The sequence below is a fragment of the Levilactobacillus tujiorum genome, assembly GCF_012641185.1.
Lineage (GTDB): Bacteria > Bacillota > Bacilli > Lactobacillales > Lactobacillaceae > Levilactobacillus > Levilactobacillus tujiorum.
The window spans coordinates 36084-50150 of record NZ_JAAXLK010000017.1 but is presented as its reverse complement, the minus strand read 5'-3'; the positions used below and the strand labels follow the sequence as shown (position 1 = coordinate 50150).

The 14067-nt window shown below is 49.1% G+C and carries 13 protein-coding genes; 1 reads left to right on the top strand and 12 read right to left on the bottom strand.

Translation table 11 applies throughout. The features are described 5' to 3' along the window. Positions 1-106: 106 nt before the first annotated feature. From topA to HF569_RS08975, 8 genes are all read right to left on the bottom strand, one after another. Positions 107-2218: a type I DNA topoisomerase gene (gene topA, locus HF569_RS09010; RefSeq protein ID WP_168902177.1), complete on the bottom strand. Its 2112-nt coding sequence runs from the start codon at positions 2216-2218 to the stop codon at positions 107-109. A gap of 134 nt (positions 2219-2352) precedes the next feature. Further along, positions 2353-3246: a DNA-processing protein DprA gene (dprA, locus tag HF569_RS09005; RefSeq protein WP_168902176.1), complete on the bottom strand. Its 894-nt coding sequence runs from the start codon at positions 3244-3246 to the stop codon at positions 2353-2355. 28 nt (positions 3247-3274) lie between these two features. After that, positions 3275-4063, bottom strand: coding sequence for a ribonuclease HII (locus HF569_RS09000; protein ID WP_168902175.1), 789 nt, complete (start codon positions 4061-4063; stop codon positions 3275-3277). Beyond that, positions 4056-4916: a ribosome biogenesis GTPase YlqF gene (gene ylqF, locus HF569_RS08995; RefSeq protein WP_168902174.1), complete on the bottom strand. Its 861-nt coding sequence runs from the start codon at positions 4914-4916 to the stop codon at positions 4056-4058. Before ylqF ends, HF569_RS09000 begins: the two co-directional genes overlap by 8 nt. 390 nt (positions 4917-5306) lie before the next feature. Further along, positions 5307-5528, bottom strand: coding sequence for a YozE family protein (locus tag HF569_RS08990; RefSeq protein WP_168848583.1), 222 nt, complete (start codon positions 5526-5528; stop codon positions 5307-5309). A gap of 15 nt (positions 5529-5543) precedes the next feature. Continuing rightward, entirely contained in the window at positions 5544-6146 is a 603-nt protein-coding gene (locus HF569_RS08985; RefSeq protein WP_168902173.1) for a YpmS family protein, read from the bottom strand. Positions 6147-6180: 34 nt separating this feature from the next. Further along, on the bottom strand, positions 6181-7110 hold the full coding sequence (locus HF569_RS08980; RefSeq protein ID WP_168902172.1) for a GDSL-type esterase/lipase family protein: 930 nt from the start codon (positions 7108-7110) through the stop codon (positions 6181-6183). Between the two features lie 67 nt (positions 7111-7177). After that, a complete protein-coding gene (locus HF569_RS08975; protein ID WP_168902171.1) occupies positions 7178-8029 on the bottom strand; it encodes a DegV family protein in 852 nt (283 codons plus the stop codon). Positions 8030-8200: 171 nt separating this feature from the next. Here HF569_RS08975 and trhA point away from each other — a divergent pair, with 171 nt between their 5' ends. After that, complete coding sequence (gene trhA / locus HF569_RS08970) at positions 8201-8842, top strand: PAQR family membrane homeostasis protein TrhA (RefSeq protein WP_168848579.1); 642 nt, start codon at positions 8201-8203, stop codon at positions 8840-8842. Positions 8843-9360: 518 nt separating this feature from the next. Here the strand turns inward: trhA and HF569_RS08965 are convergent. Genes HF569_RS08965 through HF569_RS08950 form a run of 4 tightly spaced genes read right to left on the bottom strand, consistent with a single transcriptional unit; the run spans position 9361 to position 13953 of the window. Then, entirely contained in the window at positions 9361-9852 is a 492-nt protein-coding gene (locus HF569_RS08965; RefSeq protein ID WP_168848578.1) for a dihydrofolate reductase, read from the bottom strand. Between the two features lie 21 nt (positions 9853-9873). Continuing rightward, entirely contained in the window at positions 9874-10824 is a 951-nt protein-coding gene (locus HF569_RS08960; protein ID WP_168848577.1) for a thymidylate synthase, read from the bottom strand. Between the two features lie 12 nt (positions 10825-10836). Beyond that, positions 10837-12729 carry an ABC-F family ATP-binding cassette domain-containing protein gene (locus HF569_RS08955; protein WP_168902170.1) on the bottom strand — a complete coding sequence of 631 codons (1893 nt, stop codon included), beginning with the start codon at positions 12727-12729 and terminating at the stop codon, positions 10837-10839. A gap of 27 nt (positions 12730-12756) precedes the next feature. Further along, complete coding sequence (locus HF569_RS08950; RefSeq protein ID WP_168902169.1) at positions 12757-13953, bottom strand: CCA tRNA nucleotidyltransferase; 1197 nt, start codon at positions 13951-13953, stop codon at positions 12757-12759. Positions 13954-14067 lie beyond the last annotated feature (114 nt).

Sequence of the window (14067 nt, the reverse complement as noted above, 5' to 3'; positions counted from 1 at the left end):
GAGGCTTTTTTGATTGGTGATGGTTGGTCATGCAGATGATCTACGATCTCATGTAGAATCGACGACAAAAAAAGAGCCTGGAATTTTCCAGACTCTCAAAAAATTGTTATTTTTGTGGAGCTTCTTCGTAATCGCCATTTGGACAAACGATTTGCACACCGCCACGAATCTTCTTGGCGACCAGATAGTGACCATCCTTAGGGCAGTCACGACCGACTGGCTTATCCCAGGAAACAAAGTCACAGTCCGGATAACGGGAGCAACCGTAGAAGATCCGGTTCTTCTTGGACTTGCGCTCGATGACCTGCCCCTTATGACAAACGGGACAAACAACACCGATTTCCTTCACAATTGCCTTGGTATTTCGACAATCTGGAAAACGGGAACAAGCGTAGAACTTCCCATAACGTCCCATTTTGACCACCATAGGGGCACCGCAGATGTCACAGTCAAATCCGGCTGGTTCATCGCGAATCTGGATCTTTTCAATGGCGTCTTCGGCGTGGGCCACCTCGGTTGAGAACGGCTTGTAGAAGTTATCAATGACCTTAATCCAGTCTTGCTTGCCTTCTTCAACGCTGTCTAATTCGCCTTCAAGGTCGGCAGTAAAGCCAACATCAACGATATCTGGGAAGTAGTCTTTAATGATCTTATCGACAATTTCTCCCAATTCAGTAGGCTCGAACCGCCGGCCCACTAGCTTGACGTAGTAACGCCGTTGAATCGTATCTAGCGTTGGTGCGTAGGTCGATGGTCGACCGACACCATTTTCTTCCAACGCCTTAATCAAGTTGGCTTCGGAATATCGTGCAGGTGGCTGCGTGAAGTGTTGTGCCGGATCGGTCTTGGCCAAGGTCACTTGATCGCCGATTTCGAGATCAGGTAGGAGGTTATCTTTTTCCTTACCGTCTTTATAAATCTTCAGGAAACCTTCGAACTTCATCTTCGACCCGTTGGCCCGGAACGTCACGCCGTTTTGTTCCAAAGTAACCGCCATGGTGTCCATTACCGCGTTGGTCATTTGACTAGCTACAAACCGATTCCAGATCAGTTGGTATAAGCGGAATTGATCTTTGGTTAAACGTTCTTTCAGACTAGCTGGTGTCCGGAAAACAGAGGTTGGCCGAATCGCTTCATGGGCATCTTGGGCCCCCTCAGGAAGTTTACCCTTGATGGGTTTAGTCGCGGCATATTCCGCACCATACTTCTCATGAATGAACGTCGAGGCTTCATGCTTAGCGATGCTAGAGATCCGTGTGGAGTCGGTCCGCATATAGGTGATGAGCCCTTGCGTCCCTTCTTTACCCAAGTTAATCCCTTCATACAATTGCTGAGCAGCCATCATGGTCTTCCGAGTTCGGAAGTTGAGCTTCCGGTTAGCATCTTGTTGCATGGAACTGGTGGTAAATGGTGGTTGTGGCGTGCGCTTCCGTTCCTTACGCACGACATTGGTAATATCAAAGTTGCCCTTCTTATCAAGCTTCCCTAAGACATCCTGAACGGCTGCATTATCCTTCAGGCCAGCCTTTTTTCCGTTTAAGCCGTAGAAACTAGCATTAAACGTGTGCCGGGCTTTCTTGAAGTCAGCATCAATCGTCCAGTATTCTTCTGGTTGAAAGGCTTTAATCTCATTTTCCCGCTGGATAATCAACGATAAGGCGATCGACTGAACCCGGCCAGCACTGAGTCCCTTCTTGACTTTCTTCCAGAGCAAAGGCGAGATGGAATACCCGACTAACCGGTCTAAAATTCGCCGAGCTTGTTGGGCGTTAACTAGGTTCATATCAATCGAACGCGGTGTCTTAAAGGCTTCTTTGACCGCATCCTTAGTGATTTCATTAAAGGTTACCCGGTTCTTATCCGTCACATCCAAGTTTAAGATGTGCGCCAGATGCCAGGCAATCGATTCTCCCTCACGGTCAGGGTCAGATGCGAGGTAGACGGCCTTGGCTTTTTTAGCCTCGGAACGGAGCCCCTTGATGACGTCACCCTTACCACGAATAGAAATATAGTGTGGATCGTAGTTGTTATCGAAGTCGATACCCATCGAACTCTTAGGTAAATCTCTGACGTGGCCAAGACTAGGCACGACTTTATAAGTCCGCCCTAAATATTTTTCAATTGTCTTCGCTTTAGCCGGTGATTCAACGATAACTAATTTTTTCTGCGGTTTCCGCCGCTTCTTTGTACTAGCTTTCGCTTTTGACTTAGTCGGCAAATCACATTACTCCCTCGGTTGAGAAGAGATCGCAGGGCTTTAGTGCTTGGCACTGGCTCTTCCCGTACTTGTTTTTACGACGAACGTTAGGTTCGCTAATTCTTTCACTATAATCCCACTCATCGTATTTCAAGTTAGGGTAACTTGTCAACTAAAACTTCTTCCATTATATGTTCGGAATTCAAGATTGGTTTCGCCCCAGCAAGGATTAATTCGTTGGTCCCCACCGAATTTTTACCGTCAATTGTCCCGGGTACCGCTAGGACATTTCGATTCTTCTGCAAGGCAATATTGGCCGTGATCAGGCTCCCCGAATGATGAGCGGCCTCGATCACGAGTACGCTCTGAGAAAGACCGGCGATGATCCGGTTGCGTTCCGGAAAACGATGCCGCGCGCCGGGTGTCCCCCAAGGATATTCCGATAAAATAAGCTGGTGATGGGCCAAGGTTGTCATGAGCTCCCGATTGGCGGCAGGATAGCAATGATCGAGCCCGGTGCCAATTACCGCAATCGTGGTGCCCCGATGAGCCAAAGCCACTTGGTGCGCCAACGTATCGACCCCTTGGGCAAGGCCAGATACCAGGCAAACGCGCCGTTCAATCACGGCTGGCAATAGCAAACGCATCACACGCAGCGCATAATCGGTAGGCCGTCGCGAGCCCACCACTGCTAATTGCGGGGCCTTTAATAAACGTAAATCCCCTAAAAAGTAAAGTGCTAAGGGTGGTGCGTACGTTTCTCGCAGTTGCTCGGGATAGGCAGCATCCGCGATGGTGAGGCAGCCGCTATGCGTAAGATTTTCGGTAACGGTATCATTCGTCTCACGACTGAATAAATCAAGTTGTAGTGCGGCAGTTAGTTGCGGAGCGAGCATGAGCTCGGCCGCCATCTTAGTGACCAGTGGGGCATCAATTAATTTAACGTCGGGATGGATCAATAACCAGCGCCAACAAGCATTGGCCGTCCGCTGGCCCACGCCGGTGACCAAGTTAATGCGCATGAAAAAATCACGAAGTGTCAGTTGCAAGGAAACAACCTCCTAGTCCTCTTTAGGACTAACTCCGTGATTGAGCGGTAATTATTTTTTGAACGGGTGAAAAAGTTTTTCGGTGAATCGGAGTGACGCCTCGATCGGCTAATCCGGCTAGATGCTCTGCAGTGCCATACCCGGCGTTCTTTTTGAAGCCATAACCCGGATAAAGTTGATCGTAGGTGTCCATCAGATGGTCACGGTACACCTTAGCGACGATACTGGCGGCGGCGACACTGGCACTCTTGGCATCACCCTTGATCAATCGGGTTTGCGGAAGATCAACGGGGATCTGCATCGCGTCCACGATCAAGTGTTGCGGTGGCACCCCTAGGCCTAGGACGGCCCGTTGCATAGCCACCCGGGTCGCCTGGTAGATATTGATTTGATCAATCAACGTGTTGCTCCCAATACCAATGCTAACGGCGGTGGCCTGGGCTAGGATTAACGGGTAGAGGCGAGCACGTTCCTTAGGCGTTAACTGTTTAGAGTCATTAACCAAAGGAATATCAAAATCTTGCGGTAGAATGACGGCACTGGTGACGACTGGACCAGCCAAGGGACCGCGCCCGACTTCATCGATGCCGGCGACCAGTTTGCCTTCTGCCCAGAAACGCCGTTCGTAGTGGAGACGCTCCTGAAAGGCCCTCTCAGCGATTTCCTGACGTTCTAAGCGCCGTTGAATCTGTTTTAGAAGTAATTGGGCGCCCTTACGCGAATCGGCCGCTAATGCCAGCAAACGCGGGTCAGCCGCGTCTGTGACATCAGCTAATTCTGTTTTGAGTGCCGCCAAACTCGGTTGCCGTTCACTCAATGGACTCACCAACCACTGGTGCACGATCCAAAGTGAAGCCCCCTAGTTTCTTGCGCCGCGCGTCCAGAATCAAGCGTTCACTTGCCCGTTCGTAGTCATCGCGCATACCCACTTTGGCCGTGATCTTAAGTAAGAGGTCGACGTCGCTTAACGTGAGATCCTCCTGAACCAGGTGGTAGCGTTCCTGTAGGGCTTGGGGATGATACTGACGGAAAAAACTGAGGGCATACAGAGCGACGTCGTCTTTAGCGTAGAGTTTCTCCTTGATCGCCCCAGTCAAAGCCAGCTTTTGGGCCGTAATCTGGTCCTTGAACTTCGGCCAGAGGATTCCCGGGGTGTCGAGTAATTCCAGGTGCTTGCTGGATCGTAGCCACTGCTGTCCCTTCGTAACTCCCGGCGTATCGCCGACTTGGGCTGCTTTACGCTGCACCAAGTGATTGAGTAACGTGGACTTCCCCACGTTAGGTACACCGACCGTCATGGCGCGCATTGGCCGTTCTTTCAAGCCTTTGGCCTGTTCGGCGGCTAATTTATCCGCTAAAATATCCAGCGCGATCTTAGTGATTTGTTTTGGCGTGACGTTTGCCCGTGAATCGATGGCGATTGCCGGCTGATGCTGCTGACGGTAATAGTTAAGCCAAGCGGTCGTCTGCTGAGGATCGGCCAAATCTTTCTTGGTTAAGATCACCAAATGCGGCTTGTTTTGCGCAATTCGAGCGACTTCGGGGTTCCGAGAAGACGCCGGAATCCGCGCATCGACAAGCTCAAAGACGATGTCGACGAGGTGGATATTTTCCTCCATTTGTCGAATGGCCTTCGCCATGTGACCCGGGAACCAATTTATTGTTGACATTGCTGATAACTCCTTTTATACCAAGGCTTTTGAGCCTTAGTGTTCTTTAAATAATCGAAATTTAGGTCAACGTTGCCATGGGCTGTTTCAAGCTGGGCAACTTAGTTATTACGTGCTGATCAGGGTCTTCCCTCCGCGCATTTCGTAGCGGCGGGCGGGTCACCTACAATTTACCGAATGGGTTCCCCTCAAAATTGCTTTAGAAATTCGAAGCTACAATCTCACTTAACTGATTTATTCTACCATTTCTCGCTCATTTCAGATAGTGGTGCTACGGATCCTTTGACTTGAATTTTAGACGATTTGCCTGATTGATTGCCTAACGGTGCGGACGAAAAAAACCCGCTATTGCGGGCATGTGAGTCACTTGATCTTGAATTTAATATGGGATTACGCCAGTGCCGCCAAATACAGCTGCCAGGCATCGTCAAAGATGGTCATTGAGGGTAGATACGAGGCGTTTTCTTCTAAATATTTTGATAAAGGTTCAAATTCCGTTTCCTGCTTTGGAAACGAGCTGTCCAGAAAGGCATTATTCGCAAAACTAGCGATAGGATCGTAGCTCTCCGGATTACGTTGGGTCATTAGAAATTGATAAAAAGTCTTTGGCATGGTGAGCCTCCTTCGTTAGTCTGGAATTCGTGCTTGGAACACAAACTTGCCGGGGCCAGACAGGTCGATCTTCTTTGCCGCATAGGACAATTTCTTGCCGTCGCCAATGGCGGTGAGGTGGAGCGTTGCGATCTTCTTGTGGCTATCCATGGACACCCATTTTGGCAGTGGATAATTCTTCGCCACGTAGCTCATGACAAAGCTTACTGGTACCGGTAACGAGCCCACCGAGAGCTTCTCAGCCTTCAGCTGCACATCTCCTGAGGGTAACACGGTTGGCTTGAGGAGTAAAACAAAGTTGACGTTGGCCCCTAAGACTTGGGTTGATCCCGTCAAGATGGCGTCATCCGTCACCTGAAACCGATACTTCACGGATTGGCCCTTCAACGATTTATTGACGTAGTAGTCTGCCAAAGCATTCACTTGTTTTTTATTGAGGGTCACATTGATATTGGTCGTATCGGTAGCTGGTTTGGCTGTGGAGGCAACCTTGGTCGTCCCCATTGCCTTCACTCCCAGCGTAATCAGTACGATCACTAGTAGTGCGACCAGGGTTAAGAAGCCCCATTTCCACCAATTTCGTGGTGTTTTTGCTTTTTGTACTGCATGACGTTGCATAACCGTTAAATTCCTCCTCGCTGGTTTTAAATGGTTATTTCAATAACCACTGCTGATGGTCTTGCATCTCGTTGAAAGCGTACCGCGTCATTAACCGATAGCCCTTCGCATTGGGGTGAAAATGATCTGCCGGCGACAAGTAATGGTTCAACTCGTCGCTTGCATCGCTGGCCAAGATAGTGGCCTGAAAAGTTTTAGTAGAGATTTTACCGTCATTGACATCCTGCGATTGCCGTTTCAGCTGGGCCTGTTGAGTGGCCGACTTAAATTGGCCCACTGATAGTGCCCGGTTAATATCAATCCAGTACAGTGCCTTATACTGCCCTGCCGTCTGTTTAGTGGCGGCATTCCAGCCATCGACTGCATCTGTCAGTTGGTCAATATTGGCAAAATAAACGTAGACTGGGTTGTAAATGCTGTACAGAAAAATCGGTGCTCGCGGGTTATAATGGCGTACCGTATCCAACAACTCACGTAATTTCTTTTGATAAGCCATTTTGGCACTGTCAAGTTGGGTATTCAATTGCGATTGTTGATTGATAGTGGCATTTTTAGTTAACGTTTGTAATAAGTCGTTGCCCCCTACTGTCATGACAATAGCCTGTGAGCGTTTAACCTGTTGCTGCATGGCCTTACTCTTGACCAAGCGGGCTTCAATCTGATCACTACGGTCGCCGGACTTGCCGTAATTGTGCATGTCAACTTTGACATGGTCGCGGCGATGAATCATCGTTTGGAGGCGCTCGGTATAGCCGCCCTTTTTCTGTTGGTCACCAACGCCTTGCGTTAGAGAATCGCCCAGCGCGACGACCCGGACGACTTTGCGCCGGTTCACGGCATTAGGATGATTTCCATTCAAGGTGGTTCGGGCCCCCGGATGCCAGTAAGTGAGAACGGCTAAGGCCACCAATACGATTAATAGGGTAACGCCCACAATTTTACTAAAGCCTTTTACATTTTTCACTAGAATTCCCCCTCGGGATAAAGAAAAAGCGGTGGCCTGGCCACCCCTTTCCTCAGTTTAACGCTGATTATTTAGTTGGATCAGTGTAATACATCAGTGCGAAAGCCCCGGGGCCACCATGAGTGGCAATGATCGGAACCGTTTCACGAACCAGGACATTCTTGTCCGGCAAGATCTCGTGTAACTCCCCTTGAATCTTATCAACGGAATCAAAGGCTTCAACGTGGGAGATACCGATCGACATGATGTCCGGTGTCTGCTTGATTTGGTCATATACCTTGTCAAAGTACCGATCAATGGTCTTCATACCACGCCCCTTGGCCCGAATCTTCAGTTCACCACCAGTGACTTGTAAAACAATTTTAATATTCAATAATGAGGTTAACATACCTGCAGCACGACTTAATCGACCACCCTTGAGAATGTTTTCTAAAGTAACAATTCCCATGAATAGTTTCGTATGGTCACGAACGGCCGCAGCACGGTCCAAGATCGCTTGCTTGTCAGCCCCCTCGGCCGCTAGCTTGGCTGCCTCAATCACTTGAAAGGCCAAGGCTTGATCCGTGTACTGACTGTCAACGACCGTCACGTCCGTCTTGGACAGTTGGGCAGCTTGTTCCGCCGTGTGGACCGTACCACTGATGGCTGCCAACATGTTGAAGCAAATAACGGCGCTTCCGTCTTGCCCTAACTTATCGAACGTTTCAACGAACTTTCCCAATGGTGGTTGACTCGTCTTGGGCAAGCTCTTGGAACTCTTCATTTTTTCAATAAATTCTTTATTCGTAATGGATTCCCGTTCAACGTAAATGGTGTCATCGATCATGACCGTCAACGGGATAATGGTGATATTGTAATCCTGGATTTGTTGGTCGGTTAGACCAGCAGAAGAATCCGTAACAATCTTAATTTTAGCCATGGGTATCCCACTCTTTCTGACCAGAGATTTTGGTTTATGCTACAATATGCGTAATGAAACATACGGTAATAGTATAGCAGAATTACTGAACATTTTCAGTAATTCTACTAACTCGCCGAACTGATTAGCCAAAATTATTGATTGGCAGCAGTCCACGAAGGAGGAATTTGTTTGGAAAAAGAACGTAGTCGCACTTACCAAATTGTCAATGAGGTTCTTAATGCCGTGACTCACGGGATCGGAGCCGCGTTGAGTATTGCGGGGCTAGTTATTTTAATTTTACAAGCGCACGGTAAGGGTGGTGCCCTGCGGATGACGACCTTCCTCGTCTACGGTATTATTTTGGTCCTATTCTATTTAGCGTCAACCCTCTTCCATGGATTGTACTTTACGCGAGCGAGCCACGTCTTTCAAATATTCGATCATTGTGCCATCTATCTCTTGATTGCCGGTACGTATACGCCCTTTAGTCTGTTAGTGGTCGGCGGTCAGCTGGGCTGGTGGATGTTCGGAATCATCTGGGCGATGGCCGTGGCCGGTATTATTTACAAGGCGATTTGGCTGGGAAAATGGCAAACGCTATCCACCGTTATTTACGTCATCATGGGGTGGATGTGCCTGATGGGAATCGGTCCGCTGTTCCACGGCTTAGGTCCGGTCGGATTTACCCTCCTATTTCTCGGCGGCGTCGCCTTTACATTGGGCGCCGTCATCTATAGCTTTAAGGGCGTTCCGTTTGGTCATGTAATCTGGCACATCTTCGTAATGCTAGGAACAGCGCTCATGTACTTCTCAATCTTATTCTACGCATAATTAACTAACTGATGGCGCTTAACCAGCGCGCCATTAAAAATGACACCAACCTCTGCGATTCAGGGGCCGGTGTCATTTTTAGGTTGTTCATTGAAGGCTGAATATCCACAATTGTCATAGCAACGCCATTGGTACTAAAACTAGGCAACCTTGATGATCCCTTTCGCCTTACCGGTCGGCAGATACGGGCTGGATCGGTGTGAAGACAACTTGAAGCCTCGAAAGTGCCGAGTCTACAAGCTTGGTTTTCTACTAAGCCAGTAAGAAGGTCGCTTACTAACTAAGTAGAACGACGCGCCTGAGCCCATATCTACCGACCTCACGGCTAATGTAGCGCTAATCACCTGAAATAATAGCCGACACAATTTCTGTCAGTTGTGATGAAGATGCTAAGTACCTCTACTTCCTAACCTTTGTTCTGGTAAAAAACAATCGGAGCCGGAGCGCGGTCAAATTAGCAGCATGAATTCTTTACCAGATACTAAATTTTCAACTCATAGTCGTTTAAGCTTCAACAATTAACGTCGCTGGTACTGTTCAAAGTGATAGTCGTAAGGATTCTGGTCGTTGCGAATACCCGGTTGCGTCGCCACCAATTGAAATTTATCGTAATCAATCACTGGCATCCAGGTGTCCCCCGTAAAGTTGGCGTCGATCACAGTGCGGTAAAGCCAATCGACATCGTCTTGTAGCCCAATAAAGAGTTGCGCACCGCCAACGACGAAGAGTTTTTCCTCGCGGTGAGCGGCGGCGTATTCGCGAACGGCCGTGAGTGAATTCAGGACGATGACGTCCTCTGGAAAGTTTGCCGCGGCTTGATGTGTGACCACAATGTTCTGCCGGTGCGGTAACGGCCGACCAAAGGACCGATACGTCCGTGCACCCGCAATAATCGTGTTGCCCGTTGTCACGGTTTTAAAGAAGTGCATATCGGCTGGTAGATGCCATGGCAACTGGCCATTTTCGCCAATCACGCCATTGTGCCCTTCCGCCCAAAGAAAGATTAGCATTGCTTGCCCCTCCTAATCAGATTAGACCGCGACGGGGGCCTTGATTGCTGGCGCTGGATCATAGCCCGTCACTTTGATGTCCGTCATATCGTAGTCAAAAATACTCGTTTTGTCTGGATTAAGCCATAGCTGTGGCGCTGGCTTAGGTGTCCGTGCCAGCTGAGTCTTAACTTGTTCAATGTGATTGCTGTAAATGTGTGCGTCACCTAACGTGTGGACGAAATCACCCACCTCTAAGCCGACTTCCTTAGCAATCAGCGAGGTCAGCAAAGCATAGCTCGCAATGTTGAAGGGTACGCCGAGGAAAATATCGCCACTGCGTTGATAGAGCTGACAACTTAACTTGCCGTCGTTTACATAGAACTGGAAGAGGGTATGACAAGGCGGCAGCGCCATAGAGGGAACGTCAGCCGGATTCCAAGCCGAAACGATCATCCGCCGAGAATCTGGATGGGTTCGTAGCGTGTCAATGACATTGGCAATCTGGTCAATCGTTTCACCATTTTTGCCTTGCCAAGCGCGCCACTGACTGCCGTAGACCAGACCCAAGTCTCCATAGTGGTCACCAAAAGCCTGGTCATTGAGAATACGGTCGTCAAAAGCCTTTTTCTCCGCTTGATATTGTTGATTGAAATCAGCGTCAACTAACGACCGACGACCGAAATCGGTCATATCAGGACCATGGTAATCGGGACTTTCGATGAATCGCTGAAATGCCCACTCGTCCCAGATGTGATTGTGGTGTTGGAGTAAGAAGCGAATGTTAGTATCGCCCTTTAAAAACCATAACAATTCGGATTTAATCAGCCCAAATGGCACCTTTTTAGTCGTTAACAACGGGAACCCTTCCTGCAGGTTAAATCGCATCTGATAGCCAAATAAGCTCAAGGTTCCCGTGCCGGTTCGATCAGACTTACGGTGACCATCATTTAAAACGGTCCGGGCTAAATCCAGATAAGCATCTTCTAACATTGACGTCGTCTCCTATTCTGCGTATTCGCTCAGGTATTCCCAACGGGCCATTTTTTCATCGAGTTGATGATCCAGATCATCAAGCTGTGACTGTAAGTCCGCCAGCTTATCGTAGTTGGCACCATTGGCATTCATCGCCGCTTGAACTTGGGATTTTTGGTCTTCCAGGCCGTCAATGACGCCCTCGATACCTTCCCATTCTTTCTGTTCCGCATAAGTCAGCTTGACCTTTTGCTTCGGTTTTTCAGCGGTTGCGGCGGGCTTCTTAGCTTCTTTCGGCTTAGCTGGTTTGGCCGCCTTATTTTGTTGCTGGGCAGCCGCTAAGTAGGCACTGAAACGTCCCGAGTATCGTTCAATCTGGCCATTACCGTCAAAAATCAACAGTCGATCCGCAACCTTATCCAGGAAGTACCGGTCATGAGAAACCGTGATCACGGTTCCGGCAAATTGAGAAATGTAATCTTCTAAGACCGTCAGTGTACTGATATCAAGGTCATTGGTCGGTTCGTCCAGTAACAAGACGTTGGGCTGTTCCATCAGTAATTTCAACAGATACAAGCGTCGTTTTTCCCCACCAGATAGTTTCCGAATCAGCGTACCGTGCATGAAGCGCGGAAATAGAAATTGTTCGAGTAATTCTGTCACACTGACGGAATTTCCGGCTTTATCAGTGACGTTTTGACCGACTTCGGAGAGATAATTGATCATCCGCTTATCGTCGGGAATTGGTTCAATCTGCTGCGTATAATAAGCCATTTTAACCGTTTCACCAATGGACACAATCCCGGAATCTAATGGCAGTCGCTGGGCAATCACGTTCAGCAAGCTAGACTTACCGGCCCCGTTTTCCCCACTAATTCCGATCCGTTCGCCACCTTGAATCAGGTCACTAAAGTCCTTGAGGATGGTATGCCCACCCAAAGTGAGGTTGGCATCCTTCAGTTCAATGACTTTTTTACCTAACCGTTGCTGGCCCAGCGAGATTGAGACGTTGTCCTGGACCTGTCGTGTGCCAACGTTGCTTGCGAGATCGTTGAACCGATTAATCCGCGCTTGTTGCTTGGTTGAACGGGCTTTGGCCCCCGCCTTCATCCAAGCCAGCTCTTTTTTATAAAGGCGCTGTTGCTTCTGATCCGCTTCGGCTTCCTGATTGACCCGTTCAGCCTTCTCTTGTACATAAGCCTGATAGTTACCAGGGTATTGGTAAAGTTTCCCAAAATCTAATTCCCAAATCTGGTTAGCAATTTGATCCAAGAAATACCGATCATGGGTAACTACGAGTAAGGCGCCCTTGTAGGCTGCTAAATACTGTTGTAGCCAAGCAATGGAGTCAAAGTCCAAGTGGTTGGTCGGTTCGTCCAGCAACAACAGATCTGGTGATTGAATCAGCACTTGGGCCAAGCCCACCCGCTTAATCTGACCACCGGACATGGTCTTAATGGCTTGCGACAGATCGGTAATTTTAAGCTGCGTGAGAATCGTCTTAACATCGCTCTCGGCGGTCCAAGCGTCTTCTTCATTCATCTGTGCTTCGGCGTCCAAATAACGCTGCTGTGCCTTGGCATCTTCCGGGTGATTGCCATAGGTCGCTAAGGCGTCCTCGTACCGCCGAATCGTCTTAAAGACGGGCTGATCGCCGGAGAAGACGGCGTCCATCACGGTCAAATTTTCATCCAGATCTGGTTTCTGTGTGAGATAGCCAATGGTATAGTCTTTCGGCGTGGAAAGCTCGCCGGATTGTTCGTTGCTGACTCCGGCCAGCGTATCCAGTAAGGAGGTCTTCCCGCTACCGTTGACCCCAATTAAGCCGATTCGATCGTGCTCGTTAATAATAAAGTTTAAATTGTCAAACAGGGTCTTTTCCCCGTATGTTCGGTGTAAATTCTCTGCACGTAAGGTTTGCATAGTTTCTTCACTCTCTTAATTTTAAAATTATGATTGAGTTGCTTGGGCGACTAATGCGCTTTTTTCATTGGCGACGGCGCCCGTAACGACGCGGTATTCCAGGTCTTCCAGAATGGCGCCTAATTGTGGCCCCGGCTGAATGCCTGCCTGCATCAAATCCCGGCCCGTGACGGCCAGTTCCTTTTTACGCTGGATAGGTAGGGCTGCCAAACGATCGGTCAATGACGCTAGGCGATCAGGTGCCCCAAGCACGACAGCCACTTCATTGGCCTCGCTGATCAGCTCACGGCCGCACTGGTAAAGGTGCCAATCATCTAAATCACCTTGCGCTAACAACGTTGCTGTCTTGCTGGTTGTTTGCACGGCATTGATCATCTGATTGGAGGTCTTCCAGTGTTTCATGAACGGGGTAACTGCCGTTGGTGATAAGGCAAACTGTGTCGTCAGCAACGTCCACACCGCTGTTTCCGATGAAACGCCCTGAGTTAAGCGATCGGCCAGCGACTGTAAGGCCGACTCGTGGGCCGCAAAATCCGGACAGTACTGCCAGAGCCCCGTAGTGAGCATATCGGTGAGCCCGCGCTGCGGCGTTTGGCCCATCAATAATTTGATTAGCTCAACTTGCGTCCGCTCAACCGCAATCTTAGCCAGCAACTGCGCATGGGCCGTAATTGCCGCCAACGTATCTGGGACAATCGTAAAGTCAAGCTGACTGGCAAAACGAACGGCGCGCATCATACGTAAGGCATCCTCGTGGAAGCGTTCCTGAGCGTTGCCAACGGCCCGGATCTGCTTGTTCTGGAGGTCAGCCAGCCCATCGAACAAGTCAATGATTTCGCCATTTTCTCGCATGGCAAGCGCGTTAATTGTAAAGTCACGGCGTTTCAGATCCTCAGTTAAGGAACGAACGAAGGTGACCTGATCTGGCCGGCGAAAATCGGTATAGGTTGATTCCGAGCGGAACGTGGTCGTCTCATAGCCCGTGCCATGGTCTAAAATCATGACGGTGCCGTGTTCAATTCCAGTATCCACGGTTCGCTTGAACAAGCTCTTAATCTCGTTTGGATAGGCACTGGTGGCGATATCAACGTCATGAATGGTCTTGCCTAGGATCGTATCACGGACGCTGCCACCGACAAAATACGCTTCATAGCCAGCCTGCTCGATCGTCTGTAAGACTGGTCGTGCAAGTTCAAACTCTTGTGGTAAATGTTCCAACTTCATGTTAATTTCACCTTTCGCCAGCTGTAACAGCCAAATGTTCTGACGGCTTCACACCGTCAATACTCTATATGTCAGTCTAACAGATTCGGCCAGATAAATGAATTTAAAGTCACC

Bases quoted from the DNA above. Each gene is read 5' to 3' on its own strand.
- ylqF (WP_168902174.1), bottom strand. From the start codon at position 4,916: ATGTCAACAATAAATTGGTTCCCGGGTCACATGGCGAAGGCCATTCGA.
- HF569_RS08990 (WP_168848583.1), bottom strand. From the start codon at position 5,528: ATGCCAAAGACTTTTTATCAATTTCTAATGACCCAACGTAATCCGGAG.
- HF569_RS08985 (WP_168902173.1), bottom strand. From the start codon at position 6,146: ATGCAACGTCATGCAGTACAAAAAGCAAAAACACCACGAAATTGGTGG.
- HF569_RS08975 (WP_168902171.1), bottom strand. From the start codon at position 8,029: ATGGCTAAAATTAAGATTGTTACGGATTCTTCTGCTGGTCTAACCGAC.
- HF569_RS08965 (WP_168848578.1), bottom strand. From the start codon at position 9,852: ATGCTAATCTTTCTTTGGGCGGAAGGGCACAATGGCGTGATTGGCGAA.
- HF569_RS08960 (WP_168848577.1), bottom strand. From the start codon at position 10,824: ATGTTAGAAGATGCTTATCTGGATTTAGCCCGGACCGTTTTAAATGAT.
- HF569_RS08955 (WP_168902170.1), bottom strand. From the start codon at position 12,729: ATGCAAACCTTACGTGCAGAGAATTTACACCGAACATACGGGGAAAAG.
- HF569_RS08950 (WP_168902169.1), bottom strand. From the start codon at position 13,953: ATGAAGTTGGAACATTTACCACAAGAGTTTGAACTTGCACGACCAGTC.